At 49.3% G+C, this 16,788-nt stretch carries 13 protein-coding genes and 2 pseudogenes; 12 read left to right on the top strand and 3 right to left on the bottom strand.

Annotated features, from left to right (window positions below):
* The first annotated feature begins 450 nt into the window (after positions 1-450).
* The 8 genes and pseudogenes from ACR0IY_RS20095 to ACR0IY_RS20130 form a co-directional block, all read left to right on the top strand.
* A complete protein-coding gene (locus tag ACR0IY_RS20095; RefSeq protein ID WP_480676522.1) occupies positions 451-1,347 on the top strand; it encodes an ABC transporter permease in 897 nt (298 codons plus the stop codon).
* 3 nt (positions 1,348-1,350) lie between these two features.
* On the top strand, positions 1,351-2,133 hold the full coding sequence (locus ACR0IY_RS20100; RefSeq protein WP_480676524.1) for an ABC transporter permease: 783 nt from the start codon (positions 1,351-1,353) through the stop codon (positions 2,131-2,133).
* 24 nt (positions 2,134-2,157) lie between these two features.
* Positions 2,158-3,210, top strand: a complete 1,053-nt coding sequence (locus ACR0IY_RS20105) for an extracellular solute-binding protein (protein ID WP_480676526.1) — start codon at positions 2,158-2,160, stop codon at positions 3,208-3,210.
* On the top strand, positions 3,207-4,271 hold the full coding sequence (locus ACR0IY_RS20110) for an ABC transporter ATP-binding protein (RefSeq protein ID WP_480676528.1): 1,065 nt from the start codon (positions 3,207-3,209) through the stop codon (positions 4,269-4,271). The genes ACR0IY_RS20105 and ACR0IY_RS20110 overlap by 4 nt, the downstream gene beginning before the upstream one ends.
* Positions 4,271-4,945 (top strand): AroM family protein, encoded by a 675-nt coding sequence (locus ACR0IY_RS20115; RefSeq protein ID WP_480676530.1) that lies wholly within the window; start codon positions 4,271-4,273, stop codon positions 4,943-4,945. The genes ACR0IY_RS20110 and ACR0IY_RS20115 overlap by 1 nt, the downstream gene beginning before the upstream one ends.
* Positions 4,946-5,331: 386 nt before the next feature.
* Positions 5,332-6,258: a glutaminase gene (locus ACR0IY_RS20120; RefSeq protein ID WP_480676533.1), complete on the top strand. Its 927-nt coding sequence runs from the start codon at positions 5,332-5,334 to the stop codon at positions 6,256-6,258.
* A gap of 107 nt (positions 6,259-6,365) precedes the next feature.
* Positions 6,366-6,755 (top strand): VOC family protein, encoded by a 390-nt coding sequence (locus ACR0IY_RS20125; RefSeq protein ID WP_480676535.1) that lies wholly within the window; start codon positions 6,366-6,368, stop codon positions 6,753-6,755.
* Positions 6,756-6,894: 139 nt separating this feature from the next.
* Positions 6,895-7,026 (top strand): annotated as a pseudogene (locus tag ACR0IY_RS20130) (transposase); the annotation flags it as partial.
* A gap of 133 nt (positions 7,027-7,159) precedes the next feature.
* Here the strand turns inward: ACR0IY_RS20130 and ACR0IY_RS20135 are convergent.
* Positions 7,160-8,080, bottom strand: a complete 921-nt coding sequence (locus tag ACR0IY_RS20135; protein WP_480676537.1) for an AroM family protein — start codon at positions 8,078-8,080, stop codon at positions 7,160-7,162.
* Positions 8,081-8,272: 192 nt separating this feature from the next.
* On the opposite strand from ACR0IY_RS20135, the gene ACR0IY_RS20140 reads away from it, so the two are divergent.
* The 3 genes from ACR0IY_RS20140 (at position 8,273) to ACR0IY_RS20150 (ending at position 12,515) form a co-directional block, all read left to right on the top strand.
* Complete coding sequence (locus ACR0IY_RS20140) at positions 8,273-9,355, top strand: DUF917 domain-containing protein (RefSeq protein ID WP_480676539.1); 1,083 nt, start codon at positions 8,273-8,275, stop codon at positions 9,353-9,355.
* Complete coding sequence (locus ACR0IY_RS20145) at positions 9,352-10,914, top strand: hydantoinase/oxoprolinase N-terminal domain-containing protein (protein ID WP_480676541.1); 1,563 nt, start codon at positions 9,352-9,354, stop codon at positions 10,912-10,914. Before ACR0IY_RS20140 ends, ACR0IY_RS20145 begins: the two co-directional genes overlap by 4 nt.
* Before the next feature lie 191 nt (positions 10,915-11,105).
* On the top strand, positions 11,106-12,515 hold the full coding sequence (locus tag ACR0IY_RS20150; protein WP_480676543.1) for a Glu/Leu/Phe/Val family dehydrogenase: 1,410 nt from the start codon (positions 11,106-11,108) through the stop codon (positions 12,513-12,515).
* An 833-nt stretch (positions 12,516-13,348) separates the two neighbouring features.
* On the opposite strand, the gene ACR0IY_RS20155 is transcribed toward ACR0IY_RS20150, so the two are convergent.
* Together ACR0IY_RS20155 and ACR0IY_RS20160 are read right to left on the bottom strand one after the other, a co-directional pair.
* Positions 13,349-13,876, bottom strand: a complete 528-nt coding sequence (locus ACR0IY_RS20155; protein WP_480676545.1) for a GrpB family protein — start codon at positions 13,874-13,876, stop codon at positions 13,349-13,351.
* 102 nt (positions 13,877-13,978) lie between these two features.
* Positions 13,979-14,257: pseudogene (locus tag ACR0IY_RS20160) on the bottom strand (DDE-type integrase/transposase/recombinase); the annotation flags it as partial.
* 262 nt (positions 14,258-14,519) lie between these two features.
* Between ACR0IY_RS20160 and ACR0IY_RS20165 the strand changes: the two are divergent.
* The gene (locus tag ACR0IY_RS20165) at positions 14,520-15,878 is read left to right on the top strand and encodes an ISKra4 family transposase (protein WP_480676547.1); all 1,359 of its coding nucleotides are present in this window, start codon (positions 14,520-14,522) and stop codon (positions 15,876-15,878) included.
* Positions 15,879-16,788 lie beyond the last annotated feature (910 nt).

Genomic DNA, 16,788 nt, shown 5'->3' on the forward strand with positions numbered 1-16,788 from the left:
TACGCCGGCAGCTACTCATTCTCTGCGTTCTCGAGCGTCAATGGCAAAAAGTTTGCAACAAAGACCTCAAACTCAGCTGCTTGAAAAGTGCAACTGAGATGGCCGCGACCAAATCTGTGTGTCCAGAACCTAGGGGTAGACCCTTATTGTACGCTTTCGGGTCGCTTTCTAAGATCACCTAACTCGGGAGGTAATATTGTTGATTGTCCACAAAAAAAATGCTCGTTCGGGACTGCGATCACGATTCTTTGGTGAAACGTTAGAGCGATGTAGGAGATCCTTCATAAGCGAAACGCACAGAGCGCAGCGTCATCTGTTCAAATCAGCTGCCAGTGTTTCAATTCTTCCCGTGACGGAAGTGGGCTGCGACGGTGCTGGTTCTAGTTGGGCACTTAACCCAAAGCAAGCGAACTTAGTCGGGGGAGGCAAGTGATGCCTCAAGAGATAGCCATGAAGGGTAAACTGTCGAGTGGAAAACCCCTTGGGGCTTCGAATTTTTCTGGCCGCAATTTAGTCGGGTTTTTGTTGCTGCCTTGCGCCGTTTTATTCGCTGTCTTCTTTATTCTTCCAATCGGACTAATGGCAGTTATGAGCTTGTTGACCGGAAACCCTATAGTCGAAGATAGGGTTTCATTCACGTTTGAACACTATCTGCGGTTTGCCAGCGACCCCTACCACTGGAATGTGCTTTGGTCCACTTTGCGAATTGGCTTCTGGACAACCGCTGCGTGTTTATTTCTTGGTTACCCAATGGCTCACCTGATGGCTAGAGTACGTAACCGAACTGTTCATGCTCTTCTTCTCATATCCATAATCGCTCCAATGCTAACGGGTCTAGTAGTACGGACATTCGCATGGATGACGATTTTGGCTGACAACGGCGTGATCAATCAAACCCTAATTAGGCTTGGGTGGATCGATGGGCCGTTAGCGCTGATGTACAATGAGTTTGGCGTTGTTGTCGGCTTAACACATATATTAGTTCCCTACATGGTGTTGACTCTAACTGGTGTCATTGGTCGGATTGATGTTGGGCTGGAGCAAGCTGCCGTCAGCTTGGGCGCGCACCCGTTCCGGGCTTTTCTCGAGACAACACTTCCGCTTTCTTTACCCGGTGTTGTTGCGGGTTCTTTGCTAGTTTTTTCACTCGCAATTTCTAGCTACGTCACTCCCATCCTTATGGGCGGGTTTCAAGTAACTACACTACCACTGCTGATATATCAGCAGGTCTCCTCTTCCTTCAACATCAATTTCGCGGCCGCACTCGGAATGATCCTGTTGGTGATTTCGCTAGTTCTCGTGGCTGCCTACAATCGAGCGCTCACCTCGGTAATGGGGAAAAACTGACACATGGCACGTCTAGTTTACATCGGCATCAATCTTCTGATCGTCTTTTTCATGTTGGCTCCGATAGCAATAATCTTCGTATTTGCTCTCAACCCGACGCCATACATCAGCTTCCCACCCGAAGGCATTTCGCTCATTTGGTTCAAGGAGTTTTTTACGTCAGCGGAATTCATGGAATCTCTGCTGCTAAGTCTAAAAGTTGCGGTGTTTACCACGGTGCTTGCAATCTTCTTTGGAGCAACTGCAGCTCTTGCACTTGCCCGTGGCGAATTGCCGGGCTCAGAAGCCATAACAGCATTTGTGTTGTCTCCACTAATGCTACCAGCCATCTTGACGGGTTTGGCCTTGTTTCAAACTTATGTTTTTCTTGACGTCGGTAGACCTCTTTGGGGTCTGGTAATGGGGCATACAATTGTAACGACGCCTTACGTCGTGCGCACTACGCTCGCGGTTCTAGCAAATTTCGACCGACGTCTGGAAGAGGCGGCGACAAATTTGGGAGCATCCCATATGCGTGTGTTCTTTGAAGTCACATTGCCGCTCATTAAGCCCGGAATGATCGCAGGCGGTTTGTTCGCATTCATTGTGTCTTTTGACGAATTCGCCGTATCGCTCTTCCTCGTTGGCCCAGGGAATGAGACGCTTCCCATTACACTTTTCAACTACCTGCGGTTCTCACTAGACGGAACCATCGCTGCTGCTTCGATCATATCAATTCTTCTGGCCTTCCTAATGGTACTTGGACTTGATCGAACAGTCGGCCTGCGAACGTACACGAAACTATAATTCACCTGACAGAGGAGCAACGCAATGACAATTTCTAAAGTTACAAGGCGACAGTTGTTGGCGACGGGGGCCGCAGCGGGAGCAATGGCTCTTGCATCGCCTCACATCGCGAACGCAGAAGCGGTTACGCTTAAAATAACCGGTTGGGGCGGTAACTGGGGTGAAGTGTTTGATTCAACCTTGGATGCCCTATTTGAAAAAGAGACTGGCGGACGTCTGGAGCGGGACACGGGCTTCCCGTTCCTTCCGAAGCTTCAAGCTAGCCCGCGGAACAACCCTGTCTATGACGTCATGCATAACAATAACAACGTGCAGTGGGCCGCTGCAGAGATGGGTTTGATTGAACCTGAAGTATCTGAAAATCAAGTGCCAAACATTGCAAATCTGTACGACTATGCGACCAGCGACAAAGTGGCAGGTGTAGTTATGTTCACGTCTGGTATTGGCCTTGGTTATCGAACAGACTTAGTGTCATCGACGCCGACTTCTTGGCAGGACTTATGGTTGGAAGAGTACGCTGGACGTCGTGGAAGTTATGTGATTCCAATCAATAGCCTTGGTCAGTCTTTCTTGACAATGGTTGCTTCCATATATGGTTCTGGTTTTGACGACCTGGACGCCGCTTACGCGGCGTTGGAGAACCTTAAGCCCATCAAGCTCGTAGATTTTACAGGATCAATGGAGCAAATGCTCCTCAGTGGAGAAGTATCACTTGGCGTCATTCATGACAGCGGGATTCTAAAGTACGTAGAAACAAATCCTGTGCTTGAGTTCTCTGCACCTAGCGAAGGCCTTATTGCCCTAGAGCAAGTACTTAGTGTTACGACTGGAAGTAAGAAAAAGGAGCTAGCTTATGAGTACCTCGATTTTATGCTCCGCCCAGACGTTCAAAAACTAATGGCGGAAACAGTTTGGTTCTCACCCGCCAACAAAGAAGTAGTTTTGGATGAACGTTTTCAAGAAAGACTAATAACAACACCGGAGCGGGTAGAAAGTTTGGTACAAGTTGACTGGCGTTGGTACAATGCGAACAAGGACGCTATCGACGCGCGAGTGGCAAGGATTTTTCGCGCATGACAGCTAGCATCACTATTCAACAAGCGTCAAAAACATACGACGGCGGCGTTCGCGCCGTCGACACAATCGACATCAATATAGAGGCTGGAGAGTTTTTTTCACTACTGGGACCATCAGGTTGTGGAAAAACTACTACGCTTCGAATGATTGCAGGTTTTGAAACACCAACGAGCGGACGACTGCTGTTGGGCGATCTCGATATTACCCAAGTTCCTGCTCACAAGCGTGATATGGGGATGGTGTTTCAAAACTATGCTTTGTTTCCCCATCGTACTGTAAGCGAGAATGTCGGATTTGGGCTTCGAATGCGAGGAATGGAAAAATCTGAAATTGCACGAAAAGTGGATCGAGCTCTAGAAATGGTGTCGCTGGACGGGTATGGAGCTCGACGACCTAGTCAGCTTTCCGGTGGCCAACAGCAAAGAGTTGCGTTGGCTCGGGCTATCGTCGTCGAGCCTACTGTCCTGTTGTGTGACGAACCGCTTGGTGCGCTGGACAAAAAGTTGCGGCAACAAATGCAGTTTGAACTCAAAGAACTGCAACGCAACCTCGGGCTCACAACTGTATTTGTAACTCACGATCAAGAAGAAGCAATGGCAATGTCTGATCGCATTGCTGTGATGAGTAAAGGAAAGGTCGAGCAAATCGGAAAACCGGCCGAGATATATGATTCTCCAAAAACTTCCTTTGTTGCTGACTTTATCGGTGATGCAAATCTGCTTCAATGTAGACCGGTGGGTGGTAACGGAAGCTGGGTTCTCGAGGACGGTACTCCTATTAATCGTCCGGAAGGCGCTTCCAAAGCCTGTACGGTGGCTCTTCGCCCTGAGAGAGTAGAGATAAGGCCATTGAGTGATGCAAAGTCCAGTATCACCGGCCGCATTGAGAGCGTGAATTTCTTAGGCGGTTCAATTCTTTATAAAGTTCAAATGGGAGTATCAGGTCAGCCCATTTTGGCGCAAGCACCAAATCGCACGGATTCAACGGGTCTAAAGGTGGGAGCTGAAATCTCGCTGAATTGGGCATCTTCGGATCTCGTGGTTTTGAAGGACAACAAGTGATGAGCAAGCATGCAGCAGGTGTAATTGTCATCGGACAATCCCCGCGTCCTGTATTGATGGACGAACTTTTTCGAAATAGCCCAAATGGTCAAGTAATCCGCCAAGTTGGCGTCTTGGATGGCTTATCACGAAGGGAGATATCCGCCGCCGAGCCGAAGGATGGTGGCGACGCACTTTTTGCGCGCTTACCTGATGGAGTTGAGGTGTCGTTGTCGAAACAATTGGTTTCCGAAAGAGTGGATCACTGCCTCAAGTTACTTGAATCTGAGGGAACATCTTTGGCTTTACTCTGTTGCACTGGAACGTTTCCTCGTTTTGAGGGCAGTATTCCGCTTATTGAGGCCTCGCGCATACTTGCCGGATTAGTTGATGCCATCTTGCCGGAAGGTCGGCTTGGGGTGTTGGCTCCACTACCAGAGCAAATACCCAACATGCAGGCAAAATGGAAACGGGAAAGTGTTAACGTTGTAGCCTCATCCGTGGCCCCAGGTGGTTTCGAAGCCGCGTTTACAAAAGCAACAAGAGATTTAAAGATGAAGGGCGCCCAAGTCATCGTGATGGACTGTATGGCCTACACTGCCGCAGAAAAAGAATACGTGAGATCTATCTTTGATGGTCCAGTTGTCTTAGCGGTGTCGGCGGTCGGAAGGGTTATGGATGAATTGTTAGCCTAGTAGTCTTTACTAGAAGTGTCGTTCACCAACTCGATTGGCTCAACATCATCTAGTGGCGTCAAAGAAAAATTGCCTTCGAATTTGCCTTTCACCGAAAGTAGGTAACTGCTAATTGCGGAATATCTCGGTGGACGCCACTAAAACGGCCTCAGAGCACCAATTTGTGAGAGTTGCCCAAAATTGTTGGTTCGAAATACTGTTCGTTATCCGCGAAAAAAGCTCCACGCAATAAACAGCGCAACAGTACATCAAAACGCGAGAATGTCTTCGTCGTGATACTTCAACGAAATTCTTTCCGCCCTTATGGCCACACTAATTTGCAAAACAGCTTCAAGCCATGCGCAAATCGCGGTGAAACGGAGTTTAATGACCGGAAGAAATCAGTGATGACTGATATTCAGGAGCTCTTAAACGAGACACTATCGTTCGCACAAGGGATTCAAGACAAAGGAGAGACTGCAAGTTACATACCGGAACTGGCAAAGGTTGATCCTAATCAATTCGGTATGTGCATATCGTTGTCTGATGGCCAAGAGTATTCTGTTGGTTTTGCTGATACTCCTTTTTCGATCCAAAGCATCTCGAAAGTTTTTTCATTGGCTGTAGCTTTGGGTAGAAGCGGAGAAAATCTATGGAAACGTGTCGGAAAAGAGCCAACCGGGAGAGCTTTTAACTCAGTCGCCTACTTAGAAAACGAGAAAGGTCGACCGCGAAACCCCTTCATAAATGCTGGAGCACTGGTTGTTACAGACGAACTCCTGTCCAATAGAACACGTAGGCAGGCTATCAGTGAGATCATCAGATTTATTCGTGCCGCGGCTAACGACGATAATATCTTCGTTAGCTCTGCGGTAGCCCAATCTGAACTAGACAATGGAGGGTCGAATTTTGCAATTGCAGAACTTCTGGCTAAATTCGGGAATCTAAACAACCACCCTAGCAAAACAACGCAAACTTACTTTGAACAATGTGCGATTGAGATGACGGTACGGCAGTTAGCAGCGGCCGGACGCATCTTGGTAGGCGACAAACAGAAGCCCAACCTAATTTCTAATAGAAATACCGCTGGAATTCTTTCGCTTATGATGACTTGTGGTCACTATGACGGCTCCGGCAACTTTGCCTTTCGTGTAGGAGTTCCTGCAAAGAGCGGGGTCGGGGGAGGAATTTTAGCGATAGTGCCAGGAATTGCCAGCATAGCTGTCTGGTCTCCGGGACTTGACGTCTACGGAAATTCTTTGGTCGGAACCAGAGCCCTTGAGAAGGTATCTTCCACAATGAATTGGTCGCTGTTCCAGACGGTGCGCCCATAAAGGGAGAATGCCGTTTGTAGACTTAGGCTCAGGTTTACTAACCAGTAGATTGCGGTTGCCCCGAGCGCGGTGGCAGAAATGGTCAAATATTCTGAACGAGGTGAACAATGTCCTTAAATTATGTGATGATCGGTTCCAATGATGTAACAAAGGCAAGGGCTTATTTTGATGCCGTCTTGCCCATTATTGGTGGAACAGTGGTCATGGATTTCATGCCCCATGGGTTTGGCTATGGTCTGCGCGGCGGAGGACAGATTTGGGTAACACCACCGTTTAATAAAGAAGCAGCAACGCCGGGTAACGGCAATATGGTAGGTTTGTTATGCGAAAATGAGGCCGAGGTGCGTGCGGCCCATGCAGCAGCACTCTCTGCTGGCGGTACTAACGAGGGGGGGCCGGGGCCGCGCCCGCAATATGGGCCTGATTTTTACGGAGCCTATGTTCGCGACCTCGATGGCAACAAGATGAGTTTCGTTTTTTTTGACGATGCGGACTGATCGTGCCTAATGGCGTTTAGCACTCTTACATCCTCATCGTATTGCGAGAGTGTAAGTGCTTAACTTAGACGTGTGGCGGTTTGATGTCGCTCCTTTGTGAGCATTTATTGCAGCAAAGGAGACGAACTATGGGACTGAAATAGAAGGACGAATCCGCGCTGATGCGGTGCGGTTCGAACTGACCATTGGGCTGGCACGCAAGCAAGTTGCATCGGATTTGGGTGTTGGAGTTTCAACGCTAAACAAATGGGTGACAGCACATCGCGAGACTTAATACGAGACCCTGTAAAGAAAGGTTTTAGACGCGCCATCTGCGTGTCAGTCAGCCAGAAGACACCGATCTTGTCGCCGCTTTTTTTGAGCCGTGAATCACGCGGCGCGGCGGCAAAAGATTCACCGTGACGCTAGACGAGCCCGTTTCTAATCATCATTCGAATGAGGTCAATTGACGATGAAGTTTCCATTTTTTTCAGCACGTTTGATCGGTGAATTTCCACGGTCTTATAACTAATATCTAGCTGTCTTCCGATTGCTTTATTGGACAGTCCCTCGCATACAAGAGACATTACCTGCCGCTCGCGAGTTGTGAGGGCTTCAATCCTCTTCTTGATTCCTTCCGGCACTATTTGGGAGTCGTAGCTTTTTGAGGAATTTAGGATCAAGTGGACTGAACTCGCAATAATTCGAAGCGGTAAAATTACGGGCTTGTTGGTTAAAAGAGAAACCAGCTGTCGATCAGGTTCCCCATAACCGACTGAGTTTAATACTAGATAGTCGCAGTCAGATAATTCTGCACTTGCCCTCTTAAGGTCCTTCTCGCAACCGTGGTCAGCGTAGCTGTACCTAATATCAAACAGCGAAAGTGCTAAGTTGTCGTTTTCGTAAATTTGGCGTTCTAAAGGGTAGATCAAGCCAATTCTGTCACCTGAAGATGCCAAAGAAATGATTGCAGCTTCCATCGCTCTCTGCGTGTTTACAGTGGGACAGTTACTTTCAAGGTCGCGAAAATAACCTGTTGATAGTAACACGACAAGGTCGAATTCACGCGCCGAAATCAGTGAGAATCTGTCGCTGGCTAAACGTTCTATTTTCTTGTGAGAAAGCTGTATTTCAGACCCATTTGATAGGGTTGCCAAAAGAACACGATGATCAGGCTCGGGGATAAGTGAACTGATTTCAGTCCCACTAAGGCCATCGAGCAGTCCTGTTTCAGAGATGGAAACATTATCAGGGAGTTGAAACTTTAAGTGCTCCAATAGATCGGGTCTTGGCGACTGTCCAATGGTAACAAAAAGTATCCGCGAATTTGCGTGCCGCCTAGCCAAACACCCCTCCTTCTAACCGGCGAAACACTTACAGATGCAAGGTTTGGCCACACAGTCGCACATTTTGTCTTTGTGCCAACTTCCTACCGCTAGTTTTGGAGACGTCCAGACTCCACACCTCAAGCCCCACTAGGTGCAAACCCCTATACCCACAAATTTCTTGCGAGCGTAACTTAGCACAAGGAGGTAGTTATGTTATCAACGCAATTCCCAGCGTCAAGCATTGACGCGCTAGCAATCGGAGCGTGGATTCTTGGAACAGGTGGGGGCGGTAACCCCTACATTGGTCAATTGAATCTCAAACGGCTTTATGAGGAAGGCAAGACTTGCAAAATCGTGCAGCCAAAGGATTTGGCTGATGACGATAGAGTTGCCGTTGTCTCCAATATTGGGGCGCCGCTCGTCGTTCAGGAACGTCTTGTCGACCCAAGGCACTTGGCGCGGGCGGTCCGGGCAATGGAAGAACATACTGGGCGGCCATTCACGGCGGTGATGCCTGTAGAGATTGGAGGCGGTAACTCCCTATCACCATTTTTGGCTGGCGCATTTCTAGATTTGCCAGTGGTGGATGCTGACTCAATGGGTCGAGCCTATCCGGAGCAACAACACACTAGTTTCGCGATTGCAGATCTTCAGGTTCATCCACTTTGTCTCATAGATTGCCGGGACAATGAAGCAATGATTACTAAGTCAGCTTCATGGAAATGGATGGAAAGAGTGTCTCGCAATGTTTGTACGGAGTTCGGTTCCGTTGCGGCCACCTGCAAAGCGCCCCGCAGTGGCGCGGAAGTAAAACAATATGCAATACAGGGGTCTGTTTCTAAGGCTGTTGCGATAGGGGAAGCAGTGTTTGCTGCTCGTCGCGACCACAGGGATCCAATTGCCGCTTTGCTTAAGTTAGAGGGTGGCAAGAGTCTTTTTGTTGGAAAAGTTAGCGACGTAGATCGACATGCTACAGGCGGCTTTTTGAGGGGAAAAGCAACATTGAGTGGCCTCGGTGACTTTCGTGATCACAAACTTGTACTGGAATTTCAAAACGAATGGCTAGTTGCTATGCAAGACGATGACCCCATCGCGATGACGCCGGACCTCATTTGTCTTTTGGACACAGATAGTGGTGCCGCAATTGGCACTGAAACTGTGAGGTATGGTCAGCGGGTTACTGTTATTGCTTTGCCTGCGCCAGAAATTCTTAAGTCTCCGAGAGGCTTAGCATTCGTCGGCCCAGGGCAGTTTGGATACAATTTCGACTATAGATCGGTTTTTGAATCATGAAGCGAATTGGTATAGATGTCGGCGGAACAAACACCGATGCAGTTCTAATCGAGAATGACAAAGTTGTTAAGGCAGCAAAGATACCAACAACTCCAGATGTAATGTCAGGAGTGGTGTCCGCAATTCAAGCTGTAATCAATTCTCAAGCAACTCAACATTGCCAGCAATCGGCCAAAATCGACGCGGTAATGATTGGAACTACGCATTTCACTAATGCCGTAGTCGAGAGAACAAAGCTTGAGCGAATTGCTGCTTTGAGAATTGCCTCTCCAGCGACCTCGCCGTTGCAACCAGGTTCAGACTGGCCAAGCGACATCTACCGTGCCGTAGATCCAATGGTTTTCATGATCGAAGGCGGCCATGAATACGACGGTCGTCCGTTGGTTCCAATAGACCGTGACGCTATCCGAGATGCTGCACGCAAAATACTCGATTCCGGCATCAAATCGATCGCCATTACGGCACTGTTTTCACCTTTGACAGCAGAGTGTGAGAACGAAGCGGCGGAGATTATCTGTTCTGTTATGCCAGATGCCAAAATCACGCTATCACATACTCTTGGCCGCATAGGATTACTCGAACGTGAAAACGTCACAATGCTCAATGCCGCGTTGCAAGGCCTTGGAACTAAAGTAGTTGATGCTTTTGGCAAAGCTCTGCAAGCAGCCGGCGTAAAGTCACCAGTTTATCTTACTCAAAATGATGGCACGGTAGTGACCGCAGAAGTTGCGGCACAATACCCTGTGTATTCATTCGCGTCGGGTCCGACCAACTCAATGCGAGGCGCTGCATTTCTGACAGGGTTGCCGAATGCGATGGTGGCCGATGTAGGAGGCACGACAACAGACATTGGATGTCTTGTTAATGGATTTCCTCGCGAGGCAAATAGTACTGTTGAGGTCGGTGGCGTTCGCACGCTTTTCCGGATGCCCGACTTGCTGCCGATAGGAATTGGCGGTGGTAGTATCGTGCAACCTCAAAATGGGGTGATTGGTCCAAAGAGCGTTGGATTTCGTATTTCTGAAAAGGCTTTGGTGTTTGGTGGCAGCACTCTTACGGCCACAGATCTGGCAGTAGCTATGGGCCGAGTAAACATCGGCGACAAGTCCCTCGTTAAAAATCTTGACGGATCTATGGTCTCAGCATTGCTGAAGCAAATGGAAGAAAGGATAGAAGTTAGCATTGACAGAATGAAAACTTCCGGTGCCGATGTGGAGTTAGTGGCCGTCGGTGGTGGTGCGTTCTTAATTCCAGACACCTTGTCTGGCATCAAGAAAGTACACAGGGTGGAACACGCCGGGGTCGCAAATGCTATCGGAGCAGCAATGGCGCAGATTTCTGGCGAGGTCGATCAAGTCTTCGGCGGTATGTCGCGAGACGCGGCCCTTTCCGAAGCCAAGGAGTTGGCGATATCAAGAGCGTGCGATGCCGGAGCTGTCCCTGAGACAATAAAAACCGTCGAAGTTGAAGATATTCCAATCGCTTATCTGCCAGGAAATTCACGACGTGTTCGTTTCCGTGTAGCGGGCGACCTCGCTGAATCAGGCCCAAGAACATAAGGCCATCGAGTGCGAATTTCCAAGTTCTTGCTCTCTGAACCATCTGAAGCAGGCTTTACTTCGAAACAAAACCAAACCGCTCGATTTTGTGGAGTCTATGAGACCACTTATTCACACAAGTGAATTCTATTGAGCTGGTTGTGCCAAACTGAACGATTGGGTTTTCAATAAAACCCCGAAAGAGCGAACATATGAGTCAAGGATTTCTCGCAGACGTAAACGACACCTTTGAATCGGTTTCCAGTAAGATGAATCTTCCAGTGGGGCTCGCTGAAAAGATCAAGGTTTGTAATGCAACTTTTGTCACACGATTTGGGGTTAAGTTAAGAGGCCGAATGTACACTTTTGAAGGTTGGCGGGCGGTTCACTCGTCACACTTCACTCCGGCAAAAGGAGGAATTCGCTACGCGGCGACGGTTAATCAAAGTGAGGTGGAAGCATTAGCAGCATTGATGACCTATAAATGTGCCTTACTCGGTCTTCCCTTTGGTGGGTCCAAAGGCGGACTAAAAATCGAGCCAGGTGAATGGAGTGAACCAGAACTCGAAAAAATCACGCGACGGTTCACTCAAGAGATGACTCGGCACAACTTTATGAATTCCGGAATTAACGTGCCCGCTCCAGACATGGGTACAAACGAGCTGACAATGGCCTGGATGGCAGATGAATACCGAAGGCAAAAGCCCGAGGACATTAATGGTTTTGCTTGTGTGACTGGCAAGCCGCTTGGTGCCAATGGGATCGAGGGAAGAATTGAAGCCACTGGTCGTGGTGTGCAGTTTGCAATTCAAGCGCTCTTCAGCACGGAAAGAGATATTAGGCAGAGCCGATTGAGGGACGATAAACTAGTTGGCAAAAGAGTGATTGTCCAAGGTTTAGGAAACGTTGGTTATCACGCAGCGGATTTCCTTTCGGCGGAAAACGGTTGTGTGATCTGCGCTGTTATTGAAAAAGATGGCGTAATTCGCAATCCTGATGGGATAAATATTCCGCACATTGCTGAGTACATTCGGAAAAACAGTGGAGTATCCGGTTATTCTTGCGGTGAGTATAATCCCAACGGGTTAGCTGCTCTCGAGGACGAATGTGACATCCTCATTCCGGCTGCAACAGAAAGCGTGATTGACGTCGAGAATGCGCCAAGAATTAGAGCTCCAATAATAGTCGAGGCGGCTAATGGACCAGTAACTTTTCGAGCTGACATGATGCTTCGTGAAAAAGGCACAATCGTCGTTCCTGATTTATTTGCTAACGCCGGCGGCGTTGTAGTGTCGTACTTCGAATGGGTCAAGAATCTGACCCACATACCCTTTGGACTTATGGAAAGACGATATGATCGAAAAGCTCAGGATGCGCTAGTGAAGTCAGTCGAAGCTATGACGGGCAAGCAATTCTCACCGGTTAACACGGACCTCCTACCCAGATCGCGCAGAGAAATCGATCTAGTTCGGTCTGGACTTGAAGAAATGATGTTTGCAACATACGCAGAGATTTCGAAACTGTGGGCCGATCCTAATCATCATTCATATGATCTTAGGTCATCTGCGTATTCCCTGGCGATTGATAGAGTCGCTACGGCTTATAGCGCGATGGGCCTCTGAGTCTGTGTGATTCTTCTGGATTAGATGCAGTCTGTGCCAGTTTCGACCTGACGCAGTTTGGAAGCCAACACTGTATGACAAAGTAGCCTCAAAAGGGAGATGAGAGCTGTAAAAGCCTTTTATTTGACTGATTAACATTCACCTAGTTCGTCCTTGACATTCTCCCCGTGGGCGAACACTTGGCGGCACTGCTTTCGGCGGTGCCGCCTCTTTCACTGTTTGTCTCCTCCCAGACGATCTGAAGGTCACAGGGCCTGTACGGCAGCAAGAACTGGTTAAGGACTACCGGACTTCGAAAACCAGCCAAGGGCCGTGATGGCAATTGGAGCTTAATCGAGTTTTTAAATGCTTCTGGTCGTAAGTATGTTAAGCCTAAGTCTAGCCAGGTGGCCAGATTGACGCACAAGACCTGCTGGTCGAGCAGGAAAGAAACAGAGGCGCAACTTATCAGCTTGGGTCGCGCTCAATCCCTCAGGAAGACCGTTATGGAAGTGCGTTTTGTCGTTTGATGGGCGGATGCGATCTGTCTAAAGCAAGTGGCTTTGGACGCACTTAGCAAAGGGCATAATTATCGTCGCTGGTTCGCGGGGTAGAGTATTCGGAATGGTTCAACGGCCTCGCGGCCTGCTTCTCAATGGGGAAGTAAGGCGGGTCGGACTTCAGCAAAAAGACAAGGAAAAATCATTCGAACAAGTGCGTTTGTTCTTGTCAGAGCATTGGGAACTTCATGAAACTCATGTGAACAAACGTTTTTTAGAAGGAGCCCCACTGATGCCCCGCTTTGCGGGGTTTTTTATGTGCATGACGGTCAACAACGATAGTGAACGAGGAGCTCAACTTTGTTGATTTCGTTTATACCATATTATGGCATCTTGCTCCGTTGCGCGAACAAATGGATCTTTTCCGTCTAGATACCTATCCCACGATGGATTGTTGCCATTCGTTAGACTTTCTTTGAGCGCCGAGTACTCGGCGGCTACTGTCGAATTTGCGGTCAGGTAGTCTCGGAAAGCGATGTGCCGCTCAATGTGTGCCGCTCCTGACTCGAAGATGTGCAAGTGATGGGTTCGTCGCCCTTCGTCATTGAACTTGCGAAAATATCTTCGACTTTCAATGCCGTAGGCGCCCATTGCTTCATATCCAAGGTTCACGAGCGCTGGAGTCCGCTTGTCGATCTCACCAAGATCGCGAACGACGCCCAGAAGATCAATTATCGGCTTCGCCAGAATTCCGGGGATGGCGGTGCTTCCAATGTGGTGAAGCTCTATAGAAGAGCCACAAAGTGCAGCGCATATTGCAGTCTTTTCTTGGGAAAAGGCTTCTTTCCAATTGGGATCATGTGGAACTACGACTGTAACCATATACAGAATTTACGTGTTTGCGATAATAGAAGCAATCGCGATCCCCCCTGGATGAGTCGCAAAAAATTGGAACGGCCAAAGTCAGCGACTTACTGGATACACCTATCCTGCGATCTCGGCGAATAGCTGAAAGCCAGACGTCGTATTGCTGGGGAATTGCCGCTTCTGGATCATGTTGGCGACCTCGATGCCGTCCAGAGTAGCCGAGGCAGATCTGAACGATTTGAACCCACACATGTGCCGTACGCGACGCTTGAAAAATCGATGATCCTGCTCGATCAGGTTATTCATATATTTGGACCTGACCGTTTGGATTTTGGCTGGGCAGCCAAACCGATTAAGGATCTTGTTTACTTCTCGAATGCCCGCCGAGTTGGCGCCACAATCCATGTCAACGGTGGTGACGTGATGAGTTAGTCAACCAATCACCTTTTTAGCCCAGCAAAGTTCAAAACTGCTGTTGCAGTGTCACTGTGCCCTTAATTACTGGACGCTAGCTTAAGAAAGTTGAGTAAAATCAGTGCTTGATTGTGCCTTTAATTTCTGGACTGTATCATTAATTGCCGGACTGGGGAGTGGAAAGAATGTGGGGATACCTGAAGATTCTGATCTAATGTCTTGTTGTTTTGCAGGAGGCATAGCGATGAAATTCAAGATCAGGTTAGAGACTGAGTTTGGTTGGGGCAAGAAGCGATCACACGAGATTTGCACCCTGGAACGCCGGTCGGTTGATGCGTCCGAGGAAGACCTTGGACTGTGTCTGGTCGAGGCGAAATCAGTACTTAATGAGATCCAGCGCGCGCTGCTGCAGGATCAGGTTGAAGAGATCGGCGAAATCGCTCGTGTCTGCCGTTTTTGTGGCACCTATCTACCGGTTCATGACCGCCGCCGACGCCGCATTGACACGCTTTTCGGTCGGGTCATCGTCGAAGCGCCACGGGTTCGAATATGCATGTGCGGTCTCCCGGGATTTCCAACGTTGAAAGCAGCGCATTCTCCTCTGACGCACCTTTTGCCGGACAATGCTACGCCAGAGCTTCGACGACTGCAGGCAGAACTGGGAGCGCGCCATAGCTTTCGGGAAGCTGCGAGGCTTCTGAATGAACTAACACCTTGTGCTAAACAGAACCACGTAACGATCCGAAACCGAGTCGCGACCATCGCTGATGACCTTTCCGGCAGCGAACTTCTTTTGGCCACAAAAGCCAATCAACGCACTGAGTCATCTGAGATTACGGTATTTCTGGATAGCGCATATGTCCGATCAAGACCGGAGTATCAACGCCGGAATTTTGAAGTCATTGTTGGTTCCATCGAGAGCAAAGGATGCGAGAAACGCCGATTTGGATTGAGCGTGATTGGTTCGAACAATGCGCGCGAATATCTGCGACGAAATCTGGAAGCGGCAGGATGGCGTGATGGCACCACCGTAACGGTACTGTCTGATGGTGACCCCGCATTGCCCCGATTGGTGAGGGACGCCACAGGTGCGAATGTCAGTCACATCCTGGACTGGTGGCATGTTTCGATCCGCATCAGGCATGTGGAAACAACATTTCAAACTCTGCTTTCTTTGCTGGAAGAGGTCGAGGTTCCAGGACTTGAGCCATTGGCACAAAGCCTTCGATGGCGCATATGGCACGGGCAAGCGGATCGGGCACTTGATGCGATTGAAACCCTGCTCAGATTTGGTATGCGCGTGCGCCGCGAAACAATTGGCCGAACGAATGAAGCGGCCTTTTCAGCGGTTGCACGAGCAATGGAGCTGCGCACCTACCTGGAATACAATCGTGCTGCACTCGTCGATTATGGTCGTCGGCGTCGTAACGAGAAGGCAATCTCGACATCACGAGCAGAAGGACTGGTCAATGATGTCGCGAACGCCCGGATGGGCAAGAAGCGCCGAATGCGTTGGTCCCCGCAAGGCGCGCATCGGGTGGCAACGGTAAGGGCCGCAGTTTTGGATGGAAGGCTTGGCGAAGGTCTACTCCGAGCGGCTTGATCCCCACATTCTTTCCACTCCCTCGCGCCAACAGTCCCATGAAACTGGAAATCAGATTCAATTCACCACGTTCTTCAGCTTTCACCATGCCCCGCAGATATCCGCCCGGATTTACCACTGGCGGCAACCGTGGATCGCTCAGTCTCGCGTCTGTGATCAACCCGGCCAGGATTGCACCCATCACGGTCAATCGATCAATCGCCGCATGCCAGGCGGAGATATTGGTGCCGATCTCAGACAGCCGGGACCAAGTGCCGGTCTCGATTGCATAGAGGCTTGGATTGGAATTCTGATCTCCACCTCCGGCGATATCGATATGCATGCGCAGTTCGGGGGATGCCAGTTCATACAGGATATGGTTGTTCACCCGCGGTAGCTTTTGGGCCTTGTGTGATACCGAATCCGTCGGATGATTGCTTTCTAAGCAATGCGGAGGGCCGTCAGGCCCGGAGCCCGAACAATTTGGTTCCTCGGCTTCAGCCGAGGACATTGTCTCATCGCCATCGGCGTTACAGGACAGAATTTCTTCTTCAATTTGGTCTTGTATATGAGACCCGAAACAGGCTTCGGGTTCACCCGAAATTTCACCACGTTTAGCGACATGCCCTTCGATCCTTTTCCAAAGGTCATGAGCTGCCTGAACATGTGCCCTGAGCCCATCCAACGTCATATATTTCAGCTTGTCAGAACGCGGCCAGGTTTCAAATTTAGCCAACAAATCGTCAGCACCGACAGGAGGGCAGGGGAGTGAGACAAGAACCGCCAGGCTGTGCTTCACATATCGATAAAGCCGTGATCGATCACCGCGCAGCTCATCATGTTCTTTCTTTTCGGCCTTGCTTCGCACGTCCGCGTCGAGCATCTCGGGAATGAGGTTCAGGGCAGGGGTCAGGAACAGGCCAAGCCCCTT

The sequence above is a fragment of the Ruegeria sp. BC1 genome (assembly GCF_056539305.1).